We start from the raw sequence: 25,666 nt of genomic DNA on the forward strand, positions 1-25,666 counted from the left end.
GGGGCCGTATGGACGTGCGGTGCGAACACCCTGGCATCCTGGCGAGATCAAGGTGACTCTCCTTTCAGCGTCGACACGATGACCTCGGCGATGGACGGGCCGATGCCGGGAACCTCGCAGATTTCGGCGGCAGTGGCCTCGCGTAGCTTTTTCACGGAGCCGAAGTGCTTGAGCAGCGCCTGCCTGCGCGCCGGCCCGAGGCCGGGGACGCTGTCGAGCGCGCTCTCCTTCACCGTCTTGGACCTCTTGGAACGATGGTAGGTGATGGCGAACCTGTGTGCTTCGTCTCGCACTCGTTGCAGCAGGTAGAGACCCTCGCTTGAACGTGGCATGATCACCGGCTGGTCGTCGCCGGGCAGCCACACCTCCTCCAGCCGCTTGGCCAGGCCGCACACGAACACGTCGTCGATGCCGAGCTCGTCGAGGGCCCGCTGCGCGGCGGCCGCCTGCGGGCCGGCGCCGTCGACCACGACGAGGTTGGGCGGGTAGGCGAACTTGCGCGGCTTGCCCGTCTCGGGGTCGATGGGCCCGTGGCCGCTGTCGTCGTCGGGCGCCAGCTCGCCGGTGGCCGAGCGTTCCTCCAGGTAGCGGCGGAACCGGCGCATGATCACCTCGTGGATCGAGGCGACGTCGCCCTCCTTGGTCTTGACGGCGAAGCGCCGATATTCGCTCTTGCGGGCCAGGCCGTCCTCGAACACCACCATCGACGCCACGACGTTCTCGCCCTGCAGGTGGGAGACGTCGTAACACTCGATGCGCAGCGGCACCTGGTCGAGGTCGAGCGCGTCGGCGATCTCCTGCAGCGCCTTGCTGCGGGTGGTCAGGTCGCCGGCGCGGCGGACCTTGTGCTGCGCGAGCGACTCCTTGGCGTTGCGCTCGACGGTCTCCATCAGCGACTTCTTGTCGCCCCGCTGCGGCACACGCACCTCGACGCGGGCGCGGCGCTGCTCGGTCAGCAGCTCGGCGACCGCCTCGTTGTCGGGCGGCAGCGCGGGCACGAGCACCTCGCGGGGCATCGACTCGGGGCTGGCCTCGGCGTACATCTGCAGCAGGAACTGCTCGACGAGCTCGCCCGGCGTGGTCTCCTCGACCTTGTCGACCACCCAGCCGCGTTGGCCGCGGATGCGGCCGCCGCGCACGTAGAAGACCTGTACGGCGGCTTCGAGCGGATCTTCGGCCAGCGCGATGACGTCGGCGTCGGTGCCCTCGCCGAGCACGACCGCCTGCTTCTCCAGCGCCCGCTGCAGCGCCTGGATGTCGTCGCGCAGCCGGGCCGCCCGCTCGTATTCCTGCTCGGCGGCGGCTTCGCGCATGTCCTTCTCCAGCCGCTTGATGAAGCGGCCGGTGTTGCCGGCCATGAAGTCGCAGAAGTCCTCGGCCAGGTCGCGGTGCTCATCCGGGGTGACCCGGCCGACGCAGGGCGCCGAGCACTTGTCGATGTAGCCGAGCAGGCAGGGCCGGCCGATCTGCCCGGCCCGCTTGAACACCCCCGCGCTGCACGTGCGCACCGGGAAGACGCGCAGCAGCAGGTCGACGGTCTCGCGGATGGCCCAGGCGTGGGAGTAGGGGCCGAAGTAGCGGGTGCCCTTGCGCTTGGCGCCGCGCATGACCTGCACGCGCGGGAAGTCATCGCCCATGGTCACCGCGAGGTAGGGGTAGGACTTGTCGTCGCGGTATTTGACGTTGAAGCGGGGGTCGAACTCCTTGATCCAGGAGTATTCGAGCTGCAGCGCCTCCACCTCGGTGCCGACGACCGTCCAGTCGACGTCGGCGGCCGTGGTCAGCATCGACTGCGTGCGCGGGTGCAGGGCCGAGAAGTCGGCGAAGTAGGAGTTGAGCCGCTGCCGCAGACTCTTGGCCTTGCCGACGTAGATCACCCGGCCGTGCGCGTCCCTGAACCGATAGACCCCGGGGGACTCGGGGATCGACCCCGGTTTGGGCCGGAAACTCAAGGTGCTGCCCGCTGATCTCGCCACGTTGCCAGCCTAGTAGCCCTCACCGACAAGGTGGCCCGCCGTACTCTTCGCGAAGGTACGGCGGGCACGTCCCGATCCGGCCCGCTACGCCAGCATGATCTGGTCGCCCTCGACCTTGATCGCCTGGGCCGGCAGCGGCTTCTCCGCCGGGCCGCCCGCGACCGCGCCGTCCGCGATGGCGAACTTGCTGTTGTGGCACGGGCACACGATCGTGCCGCCCTCGACGCTGCCGACCGGGCAGCCCTTGTGCGTGCAGATCGCGCTGAACGCCTTGAACTCGCCCTCCGTCGGCTGCGTCACCACGATCTTCTGATCCTTGAAGACCGTGCCGCCGCCCACGGGGATGTCGGCGGTCTTGGCCAGCGCGCCGCCTGCCTGCGGCGCGCTGGACTCCGGCGTGCTCGCCTGAGGCGCGCTCGATTCGGTGGCGGTGTCCGCCGTCTGCGCAGTGTCGGTGCCGCCGCTGCACGCGGTGATCGCCAGCGCCAGGCCACCCGCTCCGACGCTTGCGAACACCGCCCTGCGGCTCTGAAGGTCTTGTCCCATGCGCCTCACCCAAACGCACTCAGGTGAGAAATTCATGAGACCTGGGTCAAGCTAGTCTGATCTTGTCCCCGTCGACCTTGATCTGCTTCTCCTCCAGCGGGTCGCTCGCCGGACCGTCCGCCACGGAGCCGTCCGCGATGTTGAACTTGCTCCCGTGGCAGGGGCAGTTGATGGTCTGGTTCGACACGGTGGCGACCGTACAGCCGGCATGGGTGCAAACCGCTGTGAACGCCTTGAACTCCCCCGCCGTCGGCTGCGTCACCACGATCTTCTGGTTCTTGAAGACCTTCCCGCCGCCCTCGGGGATGTCACTGGTGTCGGCCAGCGCCTTGGCCTTCGACTCGCTCTTCTTCTTCGGGGCCGCGGACGACGCCTCCTCCTCGGGGGCCGACGGCTCCTCGTTCGCTTCCGTCGTCGGCGCGCCGTAGCTCGCACAAGCCGTCAGTACGGCCGCCAGCCCAGCGCTGCCGGCACCGAACACCACCGTCCGCCGCGTCGTTTCCGTCATGGTGCGTCCTCCCAGATTGGCTTTCACTTCAGGTACGGCCAGCGCCCTGGCGCCGGTTCAGCGTCCCCGATGCCAATCCCGGTAACTACGCACTATTACCTGTTCAGACGACCACGATGCCGTCGCCCTCGACCTTGACGTGGAAGGAGGCCAGCGGCGCGGTGGCCGGGCCCTTGGTGGCCTTCCCGCTGTCGGTGGCGAACTCGCTGCCGTGGCAGGCGCACCTGATCACGTTGTCCTTGGGCGTACTGACCTGGCAGCCCTTGTGCGTGCACAGCGCGCTGAACGCCTTGTAGACGCCCTCCGTCGGCTGCGTCACCACGACCTTCAGGTCCTCGATCAGCTTGCCGCCGCCCACCGGCACGTCGGCCGTCTTCACCAGGACCTTGCCCTTGAGGCTCGGCTTGGCCTCGGCACCCTCCGTACCGCACGCGGCCAGCGCCAGCCCGCACGCCGCGACGCCTGCCGCGCCGAGCATCTCCCGCCGTCCCAACCCGTTTTCGGACATGGCTCCGCCCCCGATCCGTACCTGTTGTCGATGCCCGACCCCCGTGTCGCCTTTGCCCCCCGGAGGTGTGGCTGTTACCCGAACTCAACCTTATTGACGGACCCCCTCGGTCCGGTCATCGGGTGGCAGGCGCGCGCTCAGCGGCGGCGGCCATGCCCCTTTCCAGCCGGACCCCCGCCCGCCCGGGCGGCCGTACGGGCCGCTGGGCCGACGGGGTCGGACAGGCGGGGCGTCGTTGGTCAGAGGGCGAGGATCTTGCGCAGGAACATCCCCGTGTGGCTCTCGTCCACCAGCGCGACCTCCTCAGGAGTCCCGCTGGCCACCAGCGTGCCACCACGCGACCCACCCTCGGGCCCCATGTCGATGATCCAGTCAGCGGTCTTGATGACGTCGAGGTTGTGCTCGATGACGATCACCGTGTTACCACCGTCCACCAGCCGCCCGAGCACCCCGAGCAGCCGCCGGATGTCCTCGAAGTGCAGACCGGTGGTCGGCTCGTCGAGCACGTAGATCGTCCGCCCGGTCTGCCGCCGCTGCAGCTCGGAGGCGAGCTTGACCCGCTGCGCCTCGCCGCCGGACAGCGTCGTGGCCGGCTGCCCGAGGCGTACGTAGCCCAGCCCCACGTCGTTGAGCGTCTGCAGGTGACGCTTGATCGCGGGGATCGCGTCGAAGAAGCCCAGCGCCTCTTCGATCGGCATGTCCAGCACCTCGGCGATCGTCTTGCCCTTGTAGTGGACCTCCAGCGTCTCCCGGTTGTAGCGGGCGCCGTGGCAGACCTCGCAGGGGACGTAGACGTCGGGCAGGAAGTTCATCTCGATCTTGATGGTGCCGTCGCCCGCGCACGCCTCGCAGCGGCCGCCCTTGACGTTGAAGCTGAAGCGCCCGGGCTGGTAACCGCGCACCTTCGCCTCGGTCGTCTGGGCGAACAGCTTGCGTACGTGGTCGAACACGCCGGTGTAGGTGGCCGGGTTGGAGCGCGGCGTGCGCCCGATCGGCGACTGGTCCACGTGGACGACCTTGTCTACCTGGTCCATGCCGTTGATCCGCGAGTGCCGCCCCGGCACCGTGCGCGCCCCGTTGAGCTCCTTGGCCAGCGCGCTGTAGAGGATGTCGTTGACCAGCGTCGACTTCCCGGACCCGGACACACCCGTGACGGCCGTGAACACGCCCAGCGGGAAGTCGATGTCGACGCCCTTGAGGTTGTGCTCGCGCGCCCCCTTGACGGTGATCTGCCGCTTCCGGTCGCGCTTGCGGCGCTTTGCGGGGATCGGGATGCTCCTGCGCCCGGACAGGTAGGCCCCGGTCATCGACTCCTCGCTGCTGAGGAGGTCCTGCACGGTGCCGGAGACGACGACCTGGCCGCCGTGCTCGCCCGCGCCCGGACCGATGTCGACCACCCAGTCGGCCGCCGCGATCGTGTCCTCGTCGTGCTCGACCACGATCAGCGTGTTGCCCATGTCACGCAGCCTGATCAGGGTGTCGAGCAGGCGCATGTTGTCGCGCTGGTGCAGGCCGATGGACGGCTCGTCGAGGACGTACAGGACGCCGACCAGGCCGGAGCCGATCTGCGTGGCGAGCCTGATGCGCTGTGCCTCGCCGCCCGCCAGGGTGGCGGCGGCGCGGTCCATGGTCAGGTAGTCGAGGCCGACGTCGAGCAGGAAGCCCATGCGGGCGTTGATCTCCTTGACCACCCGCTCGGCGATCTGCATGTCGCGGTCGGACAGCCTGAGCGCGGCCAGGAACTTGGCGCACTCGCCGATCGACATGGCCGCGACCTCGGCGATCGACTTCCCGGCCACCGTGACCGCCAGGGTGACCGGCTTGAGCCTGGCCCCCTTGCAGGCGGGACACGGGATCTCGCGCATGTAGCCCTCGAACCGCTCGCGCGCCGAGTCGCTCTCGGCCTCGGCGTGCCTGCGCTGCACCCACGGGATGACGCCGTCGTAGGTCGTGTAGTAGGAGCGCTGCCGGCCGTAGCGGTTGCTGTAGCGGACGTGCACCTGCTCGTCGTGGCCGTACAGCAGCGACTTCTGCGCCTTCTTCGGCAGCCTCTCCCACTGCGTGTCGAGCGTGAAGCCGACCGTGTGGCCGAGCGCCTCGATCAGCCTGGCGAAGTATTCGCTGGTGTGGCCGCCGGACCAGGGGTGGATCGCGCCCTCGCCGAGCGTGCGCTCGGGGTCGGGCACCACCAGGTCGGGGTCGACCTCCATCTTGGTGCCCAGGCCGGTGCACTCGGGGCAGGCGCCGAACGGGGAGTTGAAGGAGAACGAGCGCGGCTCCAGCTCCTCGAACGACAGGTCGTCGTAGGGGCAGTAGAGGTGCTCGGAGTAGAAGCGCTCGCGGTTGGGGTCGTCCTCGGGAAGATCGACGAACTCGAGCGTGATCGTGCCGCCGGACAGCTGCAGCGCCGTCTCGACCGAGTCGGTGAGCCTGCGCCGCGCCGACTCCTTGACCGACAGGCGGTCGACGATGACCTCGATGTCGTGCTTCTCGTACTTCTTCAGCGTCGGCGGCTCCTCCAGGCGTACGACGGTGCCGTCGACCCTGGCCCTGGCGAAGCCCTTGGTCTGCAGCTCGCGGAACAGCTCGCCGTATTCGCCCTTGCGGCCCCTGATGACCGGCGCGAGCACCTGGAACCGGGTGCCCTCCTCCAGGTCCATCACCCGGTCGACGATCTGCTGCGGCATCTGCCTGGCGATCGGGCGCGCGCACACCGGGCAGTGCGGCTTCCCGATGCGGGCCCACAGCAGCCTCAGGTAGTCGTAGACCTCGGTGATCGTGCCGACGGTCGAGCGCGGGTTCTTGCTGGTGGCCTTCTGGTCGATGGAGACGGCCGGCGACAGGCCCTCGATGAAGTCGACATCGGGCTTGTCCATCTGGCCGAGGAACTGGCGGGCATAGGCCGACAGGGACTCGACGTAGCGCCGCTGCCCCTCAGCGAAGATCGTGTCGAAGGCGAGGCTCGACTTACCCGAGCCGGACAGGCCGGTGAAGACGATCAGCGAGTCTCGCGGGAGGTCCAGCGAGACGTCCTTGAGGTTGTGTTCTCGTGCACCACGCACGATCAGGCGGTCTGCCACGGCGATCCCGGAAGTCGAAAGGCGGATAGGTCCACGGGGGATGGTAGACGGGGGCTCCGACAATTTCGGTGGCCCGATCCCCGGCCTCCGAAAATCCGTCCCTCACAGGTTACGGCCATCTCCCGCCCAGGCAGGAGCCCTTCAACATTCAACCTCCTGACCTGCTGTTTTATGCCCTCCCCAGTGCCGACACCCTAAATGATGAAATATCAGGACATGACCGTCCTACCCGCCCTGCAGGCCGAGCTGGCCTCGGCCACCGACCAATTGCTGGCCACGGCCGCGTCCCTGTCCGACGCCGACATCGCCGCCCCCTCGCTCCTGCCCGGCTGGACCAGGGGTCACGTCCTCAGCCACGTCGCCAGGAACGCCGACTCCCATCTCAACCTCCTGACCTGGGCGAGGACCGGCGTCCGCACCCCTCAGTACCCCTCCCTCGAGGCCCGGACCGCCGAGATCGAGGCCACCGCCGCCCAACCGGCCGCCCGCCACCTGGCCGACCTCGAGGAGCGTTCCGCCCGCCTGGCCGCCGCCATCCGCGACCTCCCCGCCAGGGCCTGGTCGGCGCAGGTGGAGCCCATGCGCCCGCCGCCCCACCCCGCCTGGTACATCCTGGTACGCCGCCTGCGCGAGATCGGCTTCCACCACGTGGACCTGGCCGCCGGGTACGGCCCGGAGGACTGGCCGGACTCGTTCGTACGCAGGGAGCTGCACGACTGCCTGGCCACCTGGCCACGCGACCACAGCACGGTGAGCGAGATCCTCTTCCTCGCCGAACGCCCCACCCACGCCACCGGACACCACGCGGCCAAGTCCGGCGCGCACCCAGCCGAGCACCCCCCGGCCGCCGCCGATCGCCCCACGAGGAACGCATCAGCGCCGGCGGCCGGAAGCCAGGCCGAAGGCGCGACCGAAATCCTCGCCCGCTGGCGCGACCTCGGCACCGGCCCCGCCGTCCAGGGCACGATGCGCGACATGCTTGCCTGGCTCACCGGCAGGTCCGGCGGCGAGGGCGTTAGTCTGTTGCCCGTGGGGCAGTCGTTCATACCCGGCCCCGGGGGCGCGAGTCTTCCAGGGCCGCCACCGTGGCTGACGATGCCGGCCCCCGCTGATCTGCCCACGACGCCCTCAGAGGACTACCCATGACCTATTCAGGTGACGTCCAGGTCGGCGGCCCCGCCGACGTGCGCGAGCTGCCCGCGCTGACGATCTGCAAGCTCGCCGTCGGCCCGTACGACAACAACGCCTACCTGCTGCGCTGCACCGAGACCGGCGAGGGCCTGCTCATCGACGCCGCCGCCGACTCCGACCGCCTGCTCGCCCTCATGGGCGACCAGCCGGTCGGCGCCATCGTCACCACCCACCAGCACGGCGACCACTGGCAGGCGCTGGAGCAGATGACCAAGGTGACGGGCGCCCAGGTGATCGCCCACCCCCTCGACGCCCCCGCTCTCCCGGTGGCCGTGGACCGCACGGTCGAGCACGGTGACACGATCACCTTCGGTGCGATCACTCTTGAGGTCATTCACCTGCGCGGCCACACGCCGGGCTCGATCGCCCTGCTGTACGACGGCGGCCCGGCCGGCCACCACCTGTTCACCGGCGACTCCCTGTTCCCCGGCGGCGTCGGCAACACGTGGAAGGACTCCGAGCGCTTCACCCAGCTCTACACCGACGTGGTGGAGCGGGTCTTCGACCGCCTGCCCGACGAGACCTGGGTCTACCCGGGCCACGGCAAGGACACCACGCTGGGCGTGGAGCGCCCGGCCCTGCCGCAGTGGAAGGCCAGAGGCTGGTAAGGCGGTCCCGCGCGCAAAGCCGTAAGGGGCGGGCACGTCGGCACCAGGCCGACGAGCCCGCCCCTTACGGCAAGCGGGGCACGACGCTTCAAGCCCCAAACAAAACCGAAGTAAGACGAAAAATCCCACCACTCAGCGCATCAGTGACCGATGCGCTGAGCCTCCTTACGCTGCTCGCGCTTGTAGAACAGCACCCGCAGCGGGATCGCGGCGACGAGCGCGATCTGCATGGTGGCGCCGATCTTGATCGGCAGGTCGCCGCCCTCGGGCCAGGCGACCCAGAAGGTCAGGAACGCCACGTTCACCATGATCCAGCCCAGGACCACCGCGGCGAGCTGCCCCTTCGGCTTGGGGTATTCGATACGGCTGACCATCAGCCAGGCCACGCCGAACACGGCCAGCAGCGACCAGATGCTCGGCTGGAACAGCAGCACGATCGAGATCACGGTCATCGCGCCCATCGGGATGGGCAGCCCCATGAAGTCGCCGCTCTTGGTCTTGACGCAGGCGAACCTGGCCAGGCGTACGACACCGGCGACCAGCACGGCCGCCGCCGCGGTGACCACGGCGGCGAAGGGCACCTGATTGGTGAACCCGCCCCAGATCACCACCATGAACGCGGGCGCGAACCCGAAGCTGATGACGTCGGCCAGGTTGTCCAGCTCGGCGCCCATCGCGGAGGCCCGGAAGCGGCGCGCCACGAGCCCGTCGAACAGGTCGCAGGTCGCGCCGATGAGCAGCAGCACGATGGCGGTGGCGAAGTAGCTGGGCGCGGGCGTGAAGCGCCCGCCGTCCACCTGGAGCTGCTGGATGGCGGAGTACGCCAGCACGCACACCGCGAGGAAGCCGCAGACGGCGTTGCCCAGGGACAGCGAGTCCGCGGCGGACAGGCGGAACGCCTTGCCGACGGGCCCGCGAGGCTCTTCCTCTTCCGCCTGCCAGCTACCGGCGTCAGCCGCGGTCAATTCTGGTCACCCCCGCAACCGTCTTCTCACCCACGGACACCGCGGGGGAGATTCCTTCGGGAAGGTAGATGTCGACCCGGGAACCGAACCTGATGAGCCCGATCCGCTCGGCCTGCGTGACCTTCGCGCCGGCGCTCAGGTACGGCACGATCCTGCGCGCCACCGCACCCGCGATCTGCACCATCTCGATGTCGCCCAGCGTGGTCTCGAAATGCCACACCACGCGCTCGTTCTGGTCGCTGTCCTTGTTGAACGCCGGCAGGAACCCACCCGCCACATGCTGCACGGAGGCGACATTTCCCGCAAGAGGGGCACGGTTGACGTGCACGTTCAGTGGGCTCATGAAGATCGCGACCCTGGTGCGGCCGTCCGGCCACGGATCGATGCTTTGCACCACGCCGTCGGCGGGCGACAGGATGCGCCCCTCCCCCGGTGTGCGGTGCGGGTCGCGGAAGAACCAGAGCATGCCCCCGGTGAGCGCGCTCAGCGGCACCGCCGCCAGCGCCCATCGCCGGTCTCGGCGCGTCAGCAGCGCGGAGGCGGCCGCCGCGGCCGCCGTCGGGAGGAGCCACGGGGAGACCCCGCGCGCGAGCCTCATACGGCTCGGCTTAGCAGAATCGTCGGACACGTACAACCTTTGGTGGTGACTGGACTGGGCGCTTTGCCGTGATGTTACCGAACGAGTAACTGTGGCACGGCACAACTACACAAGCAAAGCGCCTCGAAGCCCTTTTCGCTAGACCTGCTCCGGATGCGTTTCCTCGCCCTTGCGCGCGTCGATGCGGGCCTTGATCAGGCTCGCCACAGTGGTGATGACCATGGTGGCGCCGATGACCGAGAGCGACACCCAGATGGGAATTTCGGGCGCCCAGGAGACATGGCTGGAGTGCAACGCCTCCAATACGAGCTTAACCCCGATGAACCCCAGGATGAACGCCAAACCGTAGCTGATGTAGACGAGCCGCTGCAGCAGGCCACCCAGCAGGAAGTAGAGCTGACGCAGCCCCATCAGGGCAAACGCGTTGGCCGTGAAGACGATGAAGGGGTCTTTGGTGAGCCCGAAGATGGCGGGAATCGAGTCGAGCGCGAAGAGCAGATCGGTGCTGCCGATGGCGACCATCACGATGAGCATCGGGGTCACCATGCGCTTGCCGTCGATCTTGACGGTGACCTTGGAGCCGACGTAGGTCTCGGTGGTCGGGAACGCCCGGCGCACCCACCTCAGCACGACGTTCTCGTTGAATTCCTCTTCGTCGCCCTTGAGATGCTGGCGCACGATGTTGATCGCGGTGTAGACGAGGAATGCGCCGAAGACGTAGAACAGCCAGCTGAACCGCTCGAGCGCCGCGGCGCCCAGGGCGATGAAGATGCCGCGCATCACGAGCGCGAGCAGGATGCCGACGAGCAGAACCTTGTGCTGGTAGGCCTTGGGGACGGCGAACCGGCTCATGATGATGAAGAAGATGAACAGGTTGTCGACGCTGAGGCTGTATTCGGTGATGTAGCCGGCGAAGAACTCTCCGGCCCTGTCGGCGCCGGTCGTCACCCACAGCAACAATCCGAAGGCCACGGCCAGCGCGACGTAGAACGAGACCCAGTATCCCGCCTGCCGCATGGAGAACTCTCGGGCTTCTCCGCGGTCGACGATCCACAAGTCAATGGCGAGGACAACAAGAAGACCGCCGATAACGGCGATCCAGGCCCACAAAGGTTCGCTCACTCAGACCCTCCGGCATGCACGCTTCATTGCCGGAGGTCTCTCCCGCCCGCGGAAATCTGCGGACCGGCAGCCCCGGGGGCCCCGTGGAGCGGGGCTGCACCGTGATGACGAGGCTGTCGCGAAGGGATACTCCCCTCCCTAACCCAGGCAGTATATGAGAACGCATCGACCGCACCTAATCATCCTCCGGCCCTCACCGCCTGTACACCGCCAGCACGCTCTCCACGGCGTCGTCGCCGCCGGGCATCTCCCGCCCCCGCCGAGCGGCCGCCGTAGCCAGTCTTTCCGCAGTTCCGGGCACTGACAGCAGCTCGTTCACGGCCTCACGGAACCCCTCGACATCCCCGTACGGCACCAGGATTCCCGCCTCCCCCAGGATTCCCGGAATTCCCCCGACCTCCGAGGCGACGGCCGGGGTTCCGGTCATGAGCGCCTCCCTGAGCGTGAGCGGCTGCCCCTCCCACCGGCTCGGCATCACGAGGGCGACGGCGGCGCCGAGCAGATCGGGCACGTCGTCGCGGTTGCCCAGCAGCCTGACGGGAAGCCCTTCGGCGTCGATCCTGCGCTGCAACTCCCCGCGCAGCGGCCCCTCCCCCGCCACCACGAACAGCGGCTCGCCCCGCCACGACCCGGCCGCGACGTCGAGCAGCGTCTCCAGCCCCTTCTGCTGGGCCAGCCGGGCGACGGTGAGCAGGATGGGCCGCTCGCCGGCACCCAGTTCGGCCCTGACCTCCGGCGGCGTCCGCTTCGCGGGCGGAGGCACGGGCGCCGCCACCAGGGCGTCCCGTACGTCGCGGGCGCCGAGCCGGGTCATCCGCTCGCCGAGGTCGGGCGAGACGACCAGCACGGGCCCGGCCCGCCGCGCCACGATCCGTTCGAGCACCCCGTGGACGTACCCCACGAACCCACCAGCGGTCAGCGCGTTGTGCAGGGTCACCACCGGCCCGCGCCGCCCCAGCGCGGTCAGCGCCCCCGCCCGCAGCCCGTGGGCGTGCACCACGTCGGCGCCCCTGGTCAGCCGTCTGATCGCCAGCACCGCACGGAGGTCGTTGACCGGGTGCGGCCGGTCGGAGACGCGAACCTCCGCGAACCTCGCCCCCGCACCACCGAACGAGAACTGCTCCTCCACGCTGCGTGGCCCGGCCACCAGCACCTGGTGCCCCCGCCGTACGAGCCCCTCCACCAGCATGAGCACGTGCCGCCCCGTGCCACCGGACGTGGTGCTCAACACAAAAGCCACCCGCAAGACCCGCTCCTTCCTCCATGACGCACAACCCGACCGAACGCCTCGCACCCCTGCCGCCCCGCCCGCCACCCCGCAGCACAACCGCCGTCTCGAACCGACCACCCCACCGCACGACGGACCGTCTCGAACCGACCACCCGCCGCACGACCGGGCGCCTCAGCCCGAGCAGCCGCCTCACCGCGCAACCGGGCGCCTCACCCCGAGTCGCCCCGGCGAAGCAGCCCGGCCACCGCCCCGGCGTCCGCCCGGTCCAGCACCGCCACCACCACCGCGCCCACGACCAACGCCACCATCGCGGCCAGCACGGCTGCCCCCACGTTCGGCCAGATGCCGCCCGCCCCGAGCCACCGCACCACGCCCGCCCCCGCGAGGTATCCCAGCCCCCCACCGGCGACCGCCGCCCCCGACGCCCTGAGCAGCCCCGCCACGGCCGCGCTCCCCCGCGCCCGCACCACGGACCCGAGCAGCACGGCCCCGCCCACGCTCATGCCCACGCTCATCCCGAGCGCCATCCCGCCGATCTCCCACTCGTCCGGCAGCACCAGCACGAAGACGGTCTGGGCGACCATCACGACGCCCCACCCCACCACGGTCCCGGTGGCCGCGGCCCGCCCCCGGCCCGCCGCGTACAGCACCCGGCTCAGGTGGGCGATGAGCCCGTATCCCACCAGGCCGGGCGCGAACAGCGCGATCGCCGCCGCCAGCTCCGCGGCCGGCACCTCGCTCTTTCCCGCGAGGAACACCACCGCCCCGGGCCCGGACGCGGCCGCCAGCACCCCCGCCGCCAGCCCCGACACCAGCACCACGGCCCGGGTGGTGCGCGCCGCGAGCGCCGCGAAGGCCCCCGGGTCGCCCGCCTGCGCGGCCAGCCGGGGAAACGCGCTGGTGGCGATGGGCACGGCCAGCACCGCGTAGGGCACCAGGTAGATCGCCCACGCGTAGTTGTACACCGCGATGGCCGCGTTGCCGATCGCCTTGTTCGACAGCACCAGCACCACGACCATGGCGGCCTGCTGGGCCAGCAGCGCCGCGATGCCGGCCAGCGCGAGCCTGCGCACCTGCGCGGCCACCCCGGCGGGGAACCGTAAGGTCGGCCGCCACCGCAGCCCCAGCCGCGCCACCGGCCCGACCACGGCCAGCACCAGCGACAGCACGCCGAGGCTCGTCCCCACCGACAGCGCCAGCTCGGCGGGCCCGGGAACGCCGGCGGGATCGCTCACGCCACCGCTGAACGGCACGAACAGCAGGTAGGCCACGATGACCACGATGCTGGACACCAGAGGCGCGACCGCGGGCCCGGCGAACCGCTTGTGCGACTGCAGCACGCCGTAGAGCACCACGGCCACCCCGTAGAGCGGGATCTGCGGGGCGAAGACGACCAGCATCCGGGTGGAGACCGCGGTCACCGCGCCGACGTCGCACCCGTCGAGGGCGGCGCCGAAGAACAGCCCCACGACCGGCCCGGCGAGCAGCGCCGTGAGCACGCCCAGCGGGACGAGCACGACGACCACCCACGTCAGCAGCGCCGAGCTGATCCACCCGGCCCGATCACGCGAATCCCGGTCGGCCGCCCCGGCGAGCACGGGGACGACCATCCCCGCCAGCGCGCCGCCGACGACCACCTCGAACACGATGTTGGGGATCTGGTTGGCCGTCATGTAGGCCGTGGCCAGGCAGTTGGTGCCGACGGTCTGGGCGAAGGCGTACTGCTTGGCGAACCCGGCCACGCGCGCCAGCACGGTGATCGCCCCGATGAGCAGTGCACCGCCCGCGACGCCCCGCGCCGTCACCACACCCACCCGGCCTCCCCTGCCACAGCGGATCAACGCTTACGCAGACATCCTGGCAGGCCGGACCGACAGTCGCGCCGGGGGATCACACGGGGTCGACCGGGCGGCGGCCGAGCATGTCGAGGCGGTTGAGCACCGGGTTCCCGGCGATGACCTTGGTGAAGCTGACCTTCTCCGCGGCCGCCGTCAGGGCCACGACGGTGCCCAGCAGGGTGTAGCGGCCGGGCCTGCCGAGGGTGGTCACGGCGGCGAGCCCGAGCAGGGCGCCCAGGGCGTTGGCGCCGGCGTCGCCGAGCATGGCGCGCTCGCCGAGGTCATCGGGCAGCAGCGCCGCGGCGGCCCCCAGCGGGACGGCGGCGAGCGCGGCCGTGGCGGGCGAGCCGCGCAGGAGCGAGGCGGCCAGCAGCGGCCCGCCGGTCAGCAGGCCCACCTTGATGGCGCGGCCTGGACGCAGGTCGAAGAGGTTGGCGAGGTTCGCGGTGCCGGCGATGGCGGCGCCGTTGACCAGGGTGTCCACCGGGCCCTGGGAGACGAGGGCGGCGGCGCCCAGCCCGGTGGCGCCGATGCCGAGGATCTTGACGGCGCCGCTGGTGACCTCGCCCCGGGCGAGCGCGCTCAGGTGCCCCTTGAAGCCCTTGGAGGAGGTGGTGCCGTAGAGGTCGTCGTAGGCGCCGAGCGCGCCGCTGCCGGCGCCCGCGAGCAGCGCTGCCGCGCGTACGCGGGGGGTCAGGCCGGGCACGAGCGCGGCGGCGGCGCCGGAGCCGGCCACGAAGGCCGGGCCTTCGAGCAGGGTGATGGGCTCGCCGCGGTGGTTCTTCCTGGTCCAGCGGCCGCTCAGCTCGGCGGGCCGGTTGCGGGTGAACCCCGCGTAGGCGGCTCGGGCGGCCACCGCGCCGATCGCGGCGCCGGCGAGGGCGTAGAGCAGGCCACGGGCCCGGCTGGCAGGCATGTCAGCTCCCTGACTGGGTGGTGGGGGACGGAGTCGCGGACGTCACCGGGGGAACGGGGGCCGAGGCTCCCTTGCCCATGCCGTACTGGCCGGCGCGACCGGACAGCTGCTCCCGGAGAGAGTAGACGATGGCGACGCGGCCCACAGGCATATCGGCCGTGTCCACGGTGGACACGCGCTTGGAGACCTCGCCCTCGTCGCGTACGGTGCTGATCGCGTCGCCGGGCAGGGCACTGGCGGCGGCGAGCCCGGCCAGCACCGTGCCCTTGCCCCCGACGTCGAGGCCGTCGGCGACGGAGACGATCGCGCCCGCCTGGGCCTCGGCGTTCTCCCCTTCGTACGGCTTCTCCGGCGCGAACATCACCACGAGCGTGGCCCGCTTGCCCGGCTCGCGCTCCGTGCTGAGCAGCCCGCCGTGCTCGAACGTGGTGATGACGTCGGCCGTGGCCGGGTTGGGGGTGCCGCTCTGGGTCTGGTCGGTCGTGACGAATGTCGCGGCGAGCAGCGCCGCGGCCCGGTCCCAGCTCGTGGCGGTGGCGGGGAAGACCATGTTGACCGGCTTGAGCTGGTCGACCAGACCGTCCAGCACGCCGCGACCCTTGGGGTCGAAGAACTTCTCGGTCAGCGTGACCGGTCCGGAGATATCGGCGCCGGCCTGCTCGAGCACCTGCTCGGCGGCCTCGCGCTGGGCGGTGTTGGAGCCCGGCACCTCGACCAGCAGCACCCGCTGGCCGGACAGCTCGCCGGCCACCAGGTCGGCCGTCACCGAGGCGATGAAGGTGTCGTTGCCGGCCTCGCGCCCGCGCAGGGTGTCGATCTGCGCACGCAGCTCGTCGTTGGACGCGGTGAGCCCCGCGGCGACCTCCTGGGTGGACTTGATCGCCGGTTCCTGCAGCAGCGTGGTGCCCAGCACGATCCCGACCGCGAGGGCCAGGAAGATCGCGACGATGGAGACGAGGTGGTAGCGAAAATCGATCACGAGAAGAGTCCGACCAGCCAGAAGATGAACGCGTTCCATGCGTCTTGCAGGCCGTTCAGCCAGGTCTGGCCGAGTGGCGAGAGAACGAGCGCGATCCCCATCGTGATCAGCGCGGTGATCACGAGAAGGAGCAGTTGCGAGGTGGTGATGCGGCTGCGGTAGAGCCTGCTGACGCCCTTGGCGTCGATGAGCTTGCTGCCGATGATCAGCCGGGTGAGGAAGGTGCTGGCCATGCCGGAGCGCCCCTTGTCGAGGAACTCCTCCAGCGTGCCGTGGGTGCCGACCGCGACGATCAGCTCGGCGCCCTTGTCGTCGGCCAGGATCATCGCGATGTCCTCGCTGGTGCCGGTGGCGGGGAAGATCACCGCTTCCCGGCCGAGCTGGTGGACGCGCTCCAGGCCGGGGGCCCTGCCGTCGCGGTAGGCGTGGACGACGAGCTCGGCGCCGCAGGTCAGGGCCTTGGTGGAGACCGAGTCGAAGTCGCCGACGATCACGTCGGGCAGGTAGCCCGCCTCCAGCAGCGCGTCGGCCCCGCCGTCGACGCCGACGAGGACCGGCCGGTATTCGCGGATGTACGGGCGCAGGGTGGCGATGTCTTCCTTGTAGTGATAACCGCGCACCACGATGAGGACATGTCTGCCCTCCATGGGGGTGCGGATCTCAGGCACGCCGACTCCGTCGATGAGAAGCTTGCCTTCACCGCGAACGTACTCCATCGTGTTGACGGCGAAAGCCTCAATCTGCACGGCGAGACCGGCACGCGCCTCCGCCATGGCGGACTCGACGGCCTCGGCCGTCTGCTCCTCACCCTTGCCGACCACGTCGTCGTCGAGGTAGACGACCCCTTCGCAGACGCGTACGACGTCGCCGTCCTTGATCCGCTCGAACAGCTCCTGGTTGGCGTTGTCCACGAACGGCACGCCGGCTTCCAGCAAAATCTGTGGCCCCAGGTTGGGGTAGCGGCCGCTGATTCCCGCGGCGACGTTGACCACGGCCGAAGCACCGCATGCGACGAGCGCCTCCGCGCTGACCCGGTCAACGTCAACGTGGTCGATAATCGCTATTTCTCCGGGCTGGAGGCGTTTTGTCAGCCTCTTGGTACGCCGGTCGATTCTCGCCACTGCCGTTACACCGGGAAGGTCACCGACCTTCCTGCCGCGGAGGCCCGGCATCCTGCTTCCCGGAACCTTCATCAAGACCATCCTGCCAGAGCGAAACAGCGCGGGGGCCACGCATGACGCGGCGTGTCCGCTATGTCACCCAGGATCACCTGTCTGCGGCCGCGAGCCCCAGCAACTCCTCCGCGTGCGCCCGGCCGAGCTCGGAGTCCTCCAGCCCGGCCAGCATGCGGGAGAGCTCGCGTACCCTGCCTTCGTGGTTGAGCGTGACCACGCCGCTGCGCACGACGCTGCCGTCGCTCGCCTTCTCCACCACGAGATGCTGGTCGGCGAACGCCGCCACCTGCGGCAGGTGAGTGACCACAATCACCTGCGCGGTGCGGGCCAGCCTGGCCAGCCTGCGCCCGATCTCGACCGCGGCCTTGCCGCCGACCCCCGCGTCGACCTCGTCGAAGACGAACGTCGGCACCGGATCCGCACCGGCGAAGACCACCTCGATCGCGAGCATCACCCGGCTCAGCTCGCCGCCGGAGGCGCCCTTGTTGAGCGGCAGCGGCGGCGCCGCGGGATGGGCCGCCATCCGCAGCTCCACCTCGTCGCGGCCCTCCGGCCCGAACTCCGCGCTCTGGGTGAGCTGGACCACGACCCTGGCGTGCGGCATGGCCAGCGCCGTCAGCTCCTCGGTCACCGCCTGGCCGAATCGCTCGGCGGCGGCCTCGCGCACCTTGGTGAGCTCGGCGGCCAGCTCGGTAAGCCGGGCGGTCAGCTCCTCGTGCTCGCGGGTCAGCTCATCGATCCGCTCGTCGTCGCCTTCGAGCTCGGCGAGGCGGGCGGCGGACTGTTGCGCCCAGGCCAGAACTCCGGCGCTGTCCTCGGCATATTTCCGGATCAGGCCGGACAGCAGCGACCGCCGCTCCTGCACGGCGGCCAGCCGCGCCGGGTCGGCCTCGATCGACTCCGCGTACGCCGCCAGGTCGGTGGCCACGTCGGAGATCAGGTATCCGGCCTCGGCCAGCCGGTCGGCCACCCCGGCGAGCTGGGTGTCGAAGTCGCGTACGGCCTCCACGGCCGCGCGCGCCTCCCCCAGCAGGGAGATCACGTCGTGCGGGCTGCCCGCGGCCTCCATCGGGTCGCCGAGCAGCGCCGTGTGCGCGGTCGTCGCGGCGCTGCGCAGCGCGTCGGCGTGCGAGAGGCGCTCCTCCTCACCGCGCAGGTCGGCGTCCTCGCCCGGCTTGGGGTCGACCTTCTCGATCTCCTCCAGCCCGAAGCGCAGCCTGTCGGCCTCCTGCGCCCGCTCCCTGGCCCTGGTGGTGAGCTCGTCGAGCAGCGCACCCACCTGCTTGTGCCGCTTATACGCCTGCGAGTAGGCCCGCAGCGGCTTGACCAGCTCGTTACCGGCGTAGCGGTCGAGCGCGGCCCGCTGCCTGGCGGGCTGCAGCAGCCGCTGCTGGTCCATCTGCCCGTGCACCGCCACCAGGTCGTCGGCCAGGTAGGTCAGGGTGCCCACGGGCACCGTGCGGCCGCCCAGCCACGCCCTGGACCTGCCCTCCGCCGAGACCGTGCGAGAGATGATCAGCTCGCCGTCCTCGACCTCGCCACCGATGTCCTCGACCTGCTGCGAGACGCGCCCGCCCGGCTCGATGACCAGCGTGCCCTCCACGGTCGCCCGGTCGGCTCCCGGCCGGATGCGCGAAGGATCGGCCCGGCCGCCGAACAGCAGCCCGAGACCGGTGACGACCATCGTCTTGCCCGCGCCCGTCTCGCCGGTGACCACGTTGAAGCCAGGCGAAAGGTCGAGCACGGCCTCGTCGATGACGCCGAGCCCCTGGATGCGGACCTCCTCGACCCTTGGTCGCACTGCCCACTCCCGTTCACTGCCGTGTCTGACGCCGCTGCCCGCGCTGGACCGCCGGAGGCGACCCACCGCGGGAGCAGCAGCCTGCCGCCCGCGCCGGCCCGCTCGATGCGGTCCACCGTGCCCACGTGATCCTACGCGCTCTCCCCTCCATTCACTCAGGGTCGCACCCTTCCGCGCCACCCCTGGACAGGAAGCTCGAACTTGGCGACCAGCCGGTCGGTGAAGGGCGCGCCCGTGCTCTCCACGCCGTGCAGCCGCGCCAGGCGTACGGGCTCGGCGCCCCTGCGCACCTCGACCCGCGTCCCCGACGGCAGCTCGAACCTGCGGCGCCCGTCGCACCACAGTACGCCGCCAGGCGTGTCGGGCAGGATCTCGACGGCCAGCGTGGAGCGCGGCGAGACCACCAGCGGCTTGGCGAACAGCGCGTGCGCGCTGATGGGCACCATGAGCAGCGCCTCGACCTCGGGCCAGACCACCGGGCCGCCGGCGGAGAACGCGTACGCGGTCGAGCCCGTAGGGGTGGCGCAGATCACGCCGTCGCACCCCCACCGGGACAGCGGCCGCCCGTCGATCTCGGCGACCACCTCCAGCATGCGCTCCTGCTTCTCCACAGTGGCCTCGTTGAGCGCCCAGGTGTCGGCCAGCACCCGGCCGTTCTGCCGGGCGAGAACATCGACGGTCATCCGCTCCTCGACGTCGTAGCGGCCGGCCACGACGCTGTCGACCGCCGCGGCCAGGTCGGCCACCTCGGCCTCGGCCAGGAACCCGACATGCCCGAGATTGACGCCGAGCAGCGGCGTGCCGGCGGGCCTGGCCAGCTCGGCGGCGCGCAGCAGCGAGCCGTCGCCACCGAGCACGATCATGACTTCGGCGTCCTTGGCGGCGCTCGGGTCGCCGGGCACCGCCTCGACGCGGGGGCAGCCGATGTCGCCGGCCTCCGTGTCCAGGACCCTGACGGTGATGCCGGCGTCGACCAGCCGGTTGATGACCAGCCGGGCGCTCTCGACGGCGGCGCCGCGCCCGGTGTGCACGGCGACCAGCACGGTGCGATTCATTGCGGCCCCTCCGCGACGGCCCGCTGGATCTCGGCTTCGAGGTCGGCGACCTGCGGCTCGCCCTCACCCTTGCCCATCCAGAGCAGATATTCCACATTTCCCGACGGTCCGGGCAGCGGGCTGGCGGTCACGCCGCGCACGCTCAGCCCCAGCTCTCCCGCCTTGGCCGCGGCGTCGCGCACGGAGCGCGCCCGCAGCTCCGGGTCGCGTACGACGCCACCCGCCCCGACCAGCTCCTTGCCCACCTCGAACTGCGGCTTCACCAGCATCACGAAATCGGCCCGCGGCGCGGCGACCTCGGCCAGGGCGGGCAGCACGAGCCGCAGCGAGATGAACGACAGATCACCCACGACCAGCGTGGGCGGCTCGCCGACCATGTCGGGGGTGAGGTCGCGTACGTTGACGCGCTCCATCACGGTCACCCGCTCATCGTTGCGCAGCGACCAGGCCAGCTGCCCGTAGCCGACGTCGACCGCCAGCACATGGGCGGCGCCGCGGCGCAGCAGCACGTCGGTGAACCCGCCGGTGGAGGCGCCCGCGTCGAGGCAGCGGCGGCCCTCCACCGACAGGTTGCCGAACGTGTCGAGCGCGCCGAGCAGCTTGTGCGCCCCGCGCGAGACGTAGTCGGGCCCGTCCTCGGAGGTGGCCACGACGATGGCGGAGGCCGTGTCGACCTGGGTGGCGGGCTTGCGGGCGCGCTGACCGGCGACGCTGACCCGGCCGGCCTCGATGAGCTGGGCGGCCTGCTCGCGCGACCTGGCCATGCCCCGGCGGACCAGCTCGCTGTCGAGCCGGATCCTGCGGCTCACCGGTGGCCTGCGGCCTGCTCGCCGCCACCCTGCCAGCCGGAGCCCTGCCCTCCGACGCCCTGCCCTACGCCCTGCCCGCCGCCCTGCTCCCCCGCGGGGGCCTCGTCCACGGCGGCGAGCGTGCTCTCGAGCCCGGAGAACGCCTCGTCGAAGACCGCGACGTGCGCGCTCACGGGCAGCTCGCCCAGCCCGGCGAGGCCGGCCACGATGGCGTCGACCCGCTCGTCGCCGGTCTCCTCCGGCAGCTCACTCATGATTCGACCGTAACGCCTCCCGCGAGCACCCGGGACCTTGGCAGGCGTGTCACGCGTTGAAGCTCATACGGGGGTGCTACTGATGTGGAACGCTACCGTCCGCAAAAGGAAAGAAAGGATGCGCATCATGGCAAGCGTCGAGGAGTGCCGGGCGGCACTGGCCAAGCTCGTCGCCCAGTTCGACGAGATCGACGAGGAGGACCGCGCCAAGCACGTGGTCGAGCGCACGGTCAGCTGCCGGGTATCCGACCTCGACGTGATCTTCTACGGACGGCTGCACCACGGGGGGCTCGACCCGTTCGCGGAGGAGCCGCCGGCGGACGGCAAGCCAGCCGACGTCAAGCTCACGATCGTGAGCGACGACCTGATCGCACTGGTCGACGGGGAGCTGGACCTGGCACGGGCGCTGCTCGGAGGGCGGGTGAAGATCGACGCGAGCTTCGGCGACCTGCTGCGCCTGCGCAGGCTCATCTGACGCCCCCGCCTGAGACGCCGTCCCAGGTGATCTGACGGGGCCGGCCCGGGGGCGTTGACCCGTCCCATCGCCTAGTTATTTAATGGATACGTTAACTATTAGGCGATGGGCGAACAAAATTGGGTCTGATCATCGACATGGAACGCCTGAGCCGTACCTTCGGCGACCACCCCGCCGTCGACGGCCTCACCCTGGCCATCGGGCCCGGGGAGATCTTCGGCCTGCTGGGACCGAACGGCGCGGGCAAGACCACCACGATCAGGATGCTCTCCACGCTGCTGCCCCCGAGCGAGGGGACGGCCCGGGTCTGCGGGTACGACGTGGTGCGGGCGGCGGGAGAGGTGCGCCGGCGGATCGGCTACGTGATGCAGCAGGTCTCCTCCATGGGCTACTACATGCTGACCGGCCGGGAGAAGGCCGAGATCGAGGCGGCCCTCTACCACGTACCGAGGCGGCAAGTGAAGGCCAGGGCCGATGAGGTGCTGGAGCTGGTGGGGCTGTCGGAGAGCGCCGACCGGCTCGTGCAGGAGTACTCCGGCGGCATGCAGAAGCGCCTCGACCTGGCGTGCGGGCTGCTGCACCGGCCGGAGCTGCTGATCCTCGACGAGCCGACGCTCGGCCTCGACGTGCAGTCGCGCCACCACATGTGGAACCACATCCGCTCCCTCTGCGACGAGGGCATGACCGTGCTGCTGGCGACCAACTACATGGACGAGGCCGACCGCCTCTGCGACCGGCTGACGATCATCGACCGCGGGCGGCAGGTGGTCACCGGCACGCCCGCCGAGCTGAAGTCCGCGCTCGGGGCGGCCTCCCTCGACGAGGTGTTCCTCCGGCACACCGGTCACGCGCTGCGAGAGGAGCTGCACTGATGTGGTCCCAGGAGGTGCTGGCCCTGTCCCGGCGCTGGCTGCTCATGATGCTGAGGGAACGCCTGAACCTGCTGTTCAGCGTGTTGCAGCCGGCCGTGTGGCTGGTGTTCTTCGCCGGGGCCATGGGCGGGGCGGTGGATCCGCGGGTGGTGGGGACGGGCGACTACATCGCGTTCGCGGTGCCCGGCATCATCGCCTTCACGGTGGTGGGCAACGGGATCTCGGCGGCGATGCCGCTGCTGTTCGACAAGGAGACGGGCTATCTGGACAAGCTGCTCAGCATGCCGATCAGGCGCAGCTCGCTGATCGTGTCGCGGTTCGTGTTCCAGGTGGGGATGAACTCGGCCCAGGTGCTCGTGATCCTCCTCGTGGCGCTCGCTCTCGGCGTACGACCCGCCTCGGGCCCGCTGGGGGTGCCGGCGATCCTCGTGGCCACGGCGCTGCTGACGCTGGCTCTCACGGCCGCGGCGATGGCCCTGGCGTGCGCGGTGCCCTCGCACGGGACGTTCTTCGCCATCACGGGCTTCGCCTCGCTGCCACTGCTGTTCACGAGCAACGCGTTCGTGCCGCTGTCGGCAATGCCCGGGTGGATGGAGGCGGTGGCGCGGGCGAACCCGCTGACGTACGCGATCGAGGCGATGCGGCTGCTGGTGCTGCAGGGGTGGGGCGGGGCTCTGCCGGTGTCGCTGGGGGTGCTGGTGCTGGCGTCGGTCCTGCTCCTGGCGGTGGGTGCCTGGCAGTTCACCCGCCAGACCGCCGACCGCGTCACCTGATCCACCACCCCCGCACCACCCGCACTCCCCGACCGAGATCAACCGTCGACACCGCCTACCTGAACCAACCAATCACCCCTGAAACTCACCCCTGAAACCCACCCACCCTGAACCAACCACCCCTGAAGCCCCACCCACCCCTGAACCAACCACCCCGAGACCCGCTCACCTGAACCGACCGCCCCGGGACCCGCTCACCTGAACCGACCGACCACCCAACCCACGCACCAGGTGCAGCCGGCTGCCCTACCTCCCTCCCCACCCCGAGCCGATCGACGCCCGACTTCCTGCTAACCCCCGAGCCGATCGAGGACCGGCTTCACCGCGTCCTCCTCGGCGCGTCCCGTGCCGGCCGCCGCCCATGCGGCGTCACAGGCGGCCCTCAGCCCATCGATCCGGCTGCCGTCGCCGTCGACGTGCAGTGCCCCGTCCTGCCACCGGGCCCGCCACCCTCCGCAGGCACCGTCCCGCACCTCGGGATACGGCTGGAGCAGCGACCGCAGGTCCTCACCGACGTACGTGGGCCGATGCCGCGGCTCCGCCGTCAGCACGTCGGCCGCCGTGGCCACCCCGGTCAGCACCAGCAGGCTCTCGACCCCGGCGTTGGCGGCGCCCTCGATGTCGGTGTCGAGCCGGTCCCCCACGACCAGCGGCCGCCGCGCCCCCGTACGGATCATCGACTCCCGGTGCAACGGCGGATCGGGCTTGCCCGCGTAGACCGGCTCGACCCCGGTAGCGGTGGCGATCACCCGTACCATCGCCCCGTTACCGGGCAGTTCCCCTCGCCCGGTCGGCATCGTGCTGTCCCTGTTAGACGCCACGAACAACGCCCCGTGCCGCACCGCCAGCGCCCCTTCGGACAGCAGCCCGTACGACAGACCGGGCGCGATCCCCTGCACCACGGCGACAGGCGACTCGGCGGCGGTCGAGACGGGCCGGAGCCCCTGGTCCCGTACCGCCAGCCGCAGGCCGGACCCGCCCACTACGAGCACGCTCGCGCCCGGCGCCACCCTCTCGGCGATCAGCCGGGCGGCGGCCTGGGCGGAGGTCACCACGTCGGCGGCCGTGGCGGGCGCGCCGAGCTCGCGCAGGTGGCCGGCGATGGCGGCCGGTGTGCGGGAGGCGTTGTTGGTCACGTACGCCAGCCGCACCCCGCGCCGCTGGGCCTCCTCCAGCGCCGCCGGAGCCCCCGGCACCGCCTGGCTGCCCAGGTAGACCACGCCGTCGAGGTCGAGCAGCAGGGTGTCATAGCCGTCGATCAGCACAGCGCCTCTTCCCGTTTGACTCTCACGCTGCGTGAGACTTTAGCGTCGCCCTCGTACCCGCCCGCAGGAAGGATGACGTAAGGATGACCATGCCCGCGAATCTCAACCTCACCGCCGAGGACCGCGCCGAGCTGTTCGGCGGCTTCGACCCGGACGATCACGCGGCGGAGGCCGAGCGGCGCTGGGGCGGCACGGACGCCTGGACGGACTCGATGCGCCGCTCGTCGTCGTACACGAAGGAGGACTGGAAGCGGTTCATGGCGGAGGCTGGCGAGATCGCCACCCGCATGGCGGAGGCGATGCGCTCGGGCGCCCCGGCGGACGGCGAGCTGGCCATGGACCTGGCGGAGGAGCACCGCGCCCACATCACCCGCTGGTGCTACGACTGCACCTACGAGATCCACCGCGGTCTCGGGGACATGTACGTCACGGACCCCCGTTTCACCGCCTCCATCGACCGAACGGCTCCGGGCCTGGCGGCGTATTTTCAGGCCGCCATCACCGCCAACGCCCACCGCCACGACGCCTGACCGAAGATCTCCGCAATGGGGCTGGCGAGGTCGTGCGTGCCGCCCGGCTCACATTCCCCGTCGAGCACGCAAGGTGGCACGCACGCTTTTCAAGGCCGACACGTAATGCCGCTCATCGGGCCGCATGGCCACCGCGATGGCCAGCGGCTCCTGAGCCCCTTCCACATCCCCCGTCCGCCACAACGACAACCCGAGCCCGAAATAGGCATAATCCTCAGCCGGATTGGCATCCACGATCTGCCGGAAACTGGCCGCCGCCTCGGCGTACTGCCGGGAGTTGAACTGCGCCCGGGCCAGCGCCTCCAAAATGCTGCGCGATTCGGGCTCCGCCGCCGCGGCCCGCTCCAGCAACGCCGCCGCGGCCGCGGGGCTCCCCTCTTTCAGCAACTTGACCCCCCGCTGGTACCAGTCGTAAACACCACCGCCGGGAGCGCCCGAGCTCTCATCATGAATGTTTCCCTCTTGAGCCATGCGTGAGGACTCCTTCATCGCTGTACGGGGGGACCCTGCCCCGCCCTGCTGGGAACGGGCACGACTACAACCATGGGGCGACGTCGGGAAGGCGCAAGCATTTATGGCAGCATGCCCGGT

The 25,666-nt window shown here is 70.5% G+C and carries 25 protein-coding genes; 6 read left to right on the plus strand and 19 right to left on the minus strand.

Going from position 1 to position 25,666, the window contains the following annotated elements; genetic code table 11:
* Positions 1 to 47 precede the first annotated feature (47 nt).
* From uvrC to uvrA, 5 genes are all read right to left on the minus strand, one after another.
* Positions 48 to 1,976: an excinuclease ABC subunit UvrC gene (uvrC, locus tag AB0J69_RS22715; RefSeq protein WP_364120356.1), complete on the minus strand. Its 1,929-nt coding sequence runs from the start codon at positions 1,974 to 1,976 to the stop codon at positions 48 to 50.
* A gap of 84 nt (positions 1,977 to 2,060) precedes the next feature.
* A complete protein-coding gene (locus AB0J69_RS22720; RefSeq protein ID WP_364120359.1) occupies positions 2,061 to 2,522 on the minus strand; it encodes a Rieske (2Fe-2S) protein in 462 nt (153 codons plus the stop codon).
* A 46-nt stretch (positions 2,523 to 2,568) separates the two neighbouring features.
* Positions 2,569 to 3,030 (minus strand): Rieske (2Fe-2S) protein, encoded by a 462-nt coding sequence (locus AB0J69_RS22725; protein ID WP_364120362.1) that lies wholly within the window; start codon positions 3,028 to 3,030, stop codon positions 2,569 to 2,571.
* A gap of 103 nt (positions 3,031 to 3,133) precedes the next feature.
* The gene (locus AB0J69_RS22730) at positions 3,134 to 3,538 is read right to left on the minus strand and encodes a Rieske (2Fe-2S) protein (RefSeq protein ID WP_364120365.1); all 405 of its coding nucleotides are present in this window, start codon (positions 3,536 to 3,538) and stop codon (positions 3,134 to 3,136) included.
* 239 nt (positions 3,539 to 3,777) lie between these two features.
* The gene (uvrA, locus tag AB0J69_RS22735) at positions 3,778 to 6,618 is read right to left on the minus strand and encodes an excinuclease ABC subunit UvrA (protein ID WP_364120368.1); all 2,841 of its coding nucleotides are present in this window, start codon (positions 6,616 to 6,618) and stop codon (positions 3,778 to 3,780) included.
* A 216-nt stretch (positions 6,619 to 6,834) separates the two neighbouring features.
* On the opposite strand from uvrA, the gene AB0J69_RS22740 reads away from it, so the two are divergent.
* A complete protein-coding gene (locus AB0J69_RS22740; RefSeq protein WP_364120371.1) occupies positions 6,835 to 7,764 on the plus strand; it encodes a maleylpyruvate isomerase N-terminal domain-containing protein in 930 nt (309 codons plus the stop codon).
* Complete coding sequence (locus tag AB0J69_RS22745) at positions 7,761 to 8,417, plus strand: MBL fold metallo-hydrolase (RefSeq protein WP_364120374.1); 657 nt, start codon at positions 7,761 to 7,763, stop codon at positions 8,415 to 8,417. The genes AB0J69_RS22740 and AB0J69_RS22745 overlap by 4 nt, the downstream gene beginning before the upstream one ends.
* 140 nt (positions 8,418 to 8,557) lie before the next feature.
* On the opposite strand, the gene pssA is transcribed toward AB0J69_RS22745, so the two are convergent.
* The 12 genes from pssA to AB0J69_RS22805 all read right to left on the minus strand — a co-directional run bounded on the left by pssA (position 8,558) and on the right by AB0J69_RS22805 (position 21,160).
* Complete coding sequence (pssA, locus tag AB0J69_RS22750; RefSeq protein ID WP_364120377.1) at positions 8,558 to 9,382, minus strand: CDP-diacylglycerol--serine O-phosphatidyltransferase; 825 nt, start codon at positions 9,380 to 9,382, stop codon at positions 8,558 to 8,560.
* On the minus strand, positions 9,369 to 9,980 hold the full coding sequence (locus AB0J69_RS22755; RefSeq protein WP_364120380.1) for a phosphatidylserine decarboxylase: 612 nt from the start codon (positions 9,978 to 9,980) through the stop codon (positions 9,369 to 9,371). The genes pssA and AB0J69_RS22755 overlap by 14 nt, the downstream gene beginning before the upstream one ends.
* 138 nt (positions 9,981 to 10,118) lie before the next feature.
* The gene (locus AB0J69_RS22760; protein WP_364120383.1) at positions 10,119 to 11,102 is read right to left on the minus strand and encodes a TerC family protein; all 984 of its coding nucleotides are present in this window, start codon (positions 11,100 to 11,102) and stop codon (positions 10,119 to 10,121) included.
* A 193-nt stretch (positions 11,103 to 11,295) separates the two neighbouring features.
* Positions 11,296 to 12,342, minus strand: a complete 1,047-nt coding sequence (locus tag AB0J69_RS22765) for a glycosyltransferase family 4 protein (RefSeq protein ID WP_364120386.1) — start codon at positions 12,340 to 12,342, stop codon at positions 11,296 to 11,298.
* Positions 12,343 to 12,542: 200 nt separating this feature from the next.
* Entirely contained in the window at positions 12,543 to 14,147 is a 1,605-nt protein-coding gene (locus AB0J69_RS22770; protein WP_364120388.1) for a lipid II flippase MurJ, read from the minus strand.
* Positions 14,148 to 14,223: 76 nt separating this feature from the next.
* Positions 14,224 to 15,087 carry a hypothetical protein gene (locus AB0J69_RS22775; protein ID WP_364120391.1) on the minus strand — a complete coding sequence of 288 codons (864 nt, stop codon included), beginning with the start codon at positions 15,085 to 15,087 and terminating at the stop codon, positions 14,224 to 14,226.
* 1 nt (position 15,088) lies between these two features.
* A complete protein-coding gene (locus AB0J69_RS22780) occupies positions 15,089 to 16,066 on the minus strand; it encodes a copper transporter (protein WP_364120394.1) in 978 nt (325 codons plus the stop codon).
* Positions 16,063 to 17,259, minus strand: coding sequence for a putative cytokinetic ring protein SteA (steA, locus tag AB0J69_RS22785; protein WP_364120396.1), 1,197 nt, complete (start codon positions 17,257 to 17,259; stop codon positions 16,063 to 16,065). Before steA ends, AB0J69_RS22780 begins: the two co-directional genes overlap by 4 nt.
* A 73-nt stretch (positions 17,260 to 17,332) precedes the next feature.
* Positions 17,333 to 19,042, minus strand: coding sequence for a DNA repair protein RecN (recN, locus tag AB0J69_RS22790; protein WP_364120399.1), 1,710 nt, complete (start codon positions 19,040 to 19,042; stop codon positions 17,333 to 17,335).
* Between the two features lie 155 nt (positions 19,043 to 19,197).
* The gene (locus AB0J69_RS22795) at positions 19,198 to 20,097 is read right to left on the minus strand and encodes an NAD kinase (RefSeq protein WP_364120402.1); all 900 of its coding nucleotides are present in this window, start codon (positions 20,095 to 20,097) and stop codon (positions 19,198 to 19,200) included.
* The gene (locus AB0J69_RS22800; protein WP_364120404.1) at positions 20,094 to 20,906 is read right to left on the minus strand and encodes a TlyA family RNA methyltransferase; all 813 of its coding nucleotides are present in this window, start codon (positions 20,904 to 20,906) and stop codon (positions 20,094 to 20,096) included. The genes AB0J69_RS22795 and AB0J69_RS22800 overlap by 4 nt, the downstream gene beginning before the upstream one ends.
* A complete protein-coding gene (locus tag AB0J69_RS22805; RefSeq protein WP_364120407.1) occupies positions 20,903 to 21,160 on the minus strand; it encodes a hypothetical protein in 258 nt (85 codons plus the stop codon). The genes AB0J69_RS22800 and AB0J69_RS22805 overlap by 4 nt, the downstream gene beginning before the upstream one ends.
* 118 nt (positions 21,161 to 21,278) lie before the next feature.
* On the opposite strand from AB0J69_RS22805, the gene AB0J69_RS22810 reads away from it, so the two are divergent.
* The 3 genes from AB0J69_RS22810 (at position 21,279) to AB0J69_RS22820 (ending at position 23,280) form a co-directional block, all read left to right on the plus strand.
* Positions 21,279 to 21,635 carry an SCP2 sterol-binding domain-containing protein gene (locus tag AB0J69_RS22810; protein WP_364120410.1) on the plus strand — a complete coding sequence of 119 codons (357 nt, stop codon included), beginning with the start codon at positions 21,279 to 21,281 and terminating at the stop codon, positions 21,633 to 21,635.
* Positions 21,636 to 21,772: 137 nt separating this feature from the next.
* Positions 21,773 to 22,507 (plus strand): ATP-binding cassette domain-containing protein, encoded by a 735-nt coding sequence (locus AB0J69_RS22815; protein WP_364120413.1) that lies wholly within the window; start codon positions 21,773 to 21,775, stop codon positions 22,505 to 22,507.
* The gene (locus tag AB0J69_RS22820) at positions 22,507 to 23,280 is read left to right on the plus strand and encodes an ABC transporter permease (RefSeq protein WP_364120415.1); all 774 of its coding nucleotides are present in this window, start codon (positions 22,507 to 22,509) and stop codon (positions 23,278 to 23,280) included. Before AB0J69_RS22815 ends, AB0J69_RS22820 begins: the two co-directional genes overlap by 1 nt.
* A gap of 290 nt (positions 23,281 to 23,570) precedes the next feature.
* Here AB0J69_RS22820 and AB0J69_RS22825 read toward each other — a convergent pair whose 3' ends face one another.
* On the minus strand, positions 23,571 to 24,545 hold the full coding sequence (locus AB0J69_RS22825; RefSeq protein WP_364120418.1) for an HAD-IIA family hydrolase: 975 nt from the start codon (positions 24,543 to 24,545) through the stop codon (positions 23,571 to 23,573).
* Positions 24,546 to 24,628: 83 nt separating this feature from the next.
* On the opposite strand from AB0J69_RS22825, the gene AB0J69_RS22830 reads away from it, so the two are divergent.
* A complete protein-coding gene (locus AB0J69_RS22830; protein ID WP_364120421.1) occupies positions 24,629 to 25,075 on the plus strand; it encodes a TipAS antibiotic-recognition domain-containing protein in 447 nt (148 codons plus the stop codon).
* A gap of 48 nt (positions 25,076 to 25,123) precedes the next feature.
* Here AB0J69_RS22830 and AB0J69_RS22835 read toward each other — a convergent pair whose 3' ends face one another.
* Complete coding sequence (locus AB0J69_RS22835) at positions 25,124 to 25,546, minus strand: tetratricopeptide repeat protein (protein WP_364120424.1); 423 nt, start codon at positions 25,544 to 25,546, stop codon at positions 25,124 to 25,126.
* Positions 25,547 to 25,666: the final 120 nt, after the last annotated feature.

The organism is Nonomuraea sp. NPDC049709 (genome assembly GCF_040674815.1).
Taxonomy (GTDB): domain Bacteria; phylum Actinomycetota; class Actinomycetes; order Streptosporangiales; family Streptosporangiaceae; genus Nonomuraea.

Bases quoted from the DNA above. Each gene is read 5' to 3' on its own strand.
- AB0J69_RS22720 (WP_364120359.1), bottom strand. From the start codon at position 2,522: ATGGGACAAGACCTTCAGAGCCGCAGGGCGGTGTTCGCAAGCGTCGGA.
- AB0J69_RS22725 (WP_364120362.1), bottom strand. From the start codon at position 3,030: ATGACGGAAACGACGCGGCGGACGGTGGTGTTCGGTGCCGGCAGCGCT.
- AB0J69_RS22730 (WP_364120365.1), bottom strand. From the start codon at position 3,538: ATGTCCGAAAACGGGTTGGGACGGCGGGAGATGCTCGGCGCGGCAGGC.
- AB0J69_RS22740 (WP_364120371.1), top strand. From the start codon at position 6,835: ATGACCGTCCTACCCGCCCTGCAGGCCGAGCTGGCCTCGGCCACCGAC.
- AB0J69_RS22745 (WP_364120374.1), top strand. From the start codon at position 7,761: ATGACCTATTCAGGTGACGTCCAGGTCGGCGGCCCCGCCGACGTGCGC.
- AB0J69_RS22755 (WP_364120380.1), bottom strand. From the start codon at position 9,980: ATGAGGCTCGCGCGCGGGGTCTCCCCGTGGCTCCTCCCGACGGCGGCC.
- AB0J69_RS22775 (WP_364120391.1), bottom strand. From the start codon at position 15,087: ATGCCTGCCAGCCGGGCCCGTGGCCTGCTCTACGCCCTCGCCGGCGCC.
- steA (WP_364120396.1), bottom strand. From the start codon at position 17,259: ATGAAGGTTCCGGGAAGCAGGATGCCGGGCCTCCGCGGCAGGAAGGTC.
- AB0J69_RS22795 (WP_364120402.1), bottom strand. From the start codon at position 20,097: ATGAATCGCACCGTGCTGGTCGCCGTGCACACCGGGCGCGGCGCCGCC.
- AB0J69_RS22805 (WP_364120407.1), bottom strand. From the start codon at position 21,160: ATGAGTGAGCTGCCGGAGGAGACCGGCGACGAGCGGGTCGACGCCATC.
- AB0J69_RS22810 (WP_364120410.1), top strand. From the start codon at position 21,279: ATGCGCATCATGGCAAGCGTCGAGGAGTGCCGGGCGGCACTGGCCAAG.
- AB0J69_RS22815 (WP_364120413.1), top strand. From the start codon at position 21,773: ATGGAACGCCTGAGCCGTACCTTCGGCGACCACCCCGCCGTCGACGGC.
- AB0J69_RS22820 (WP_364120415.1), top strand. From the start codon at position 22,507: ATGTGGTCCCAGGAGGTGCTGGCCCTGTCCCGGCGCTGGCTGCTCATG.
- AB0J69_RS22830 (WP_364120421.1), top strand. From the start codon at position 24,629: ATGACCATGCCCGCGAATCTCAACCTCACCGCCGAGGACCGCGCCGAG.
- AB0J69_RS22835 (WP_364120424.1), bottom strand. From the start codon at position 25,546: ATGGCTCAAGAGGGAAACATTCATGATGAGAGCTCGGGCGCTCCCGGC.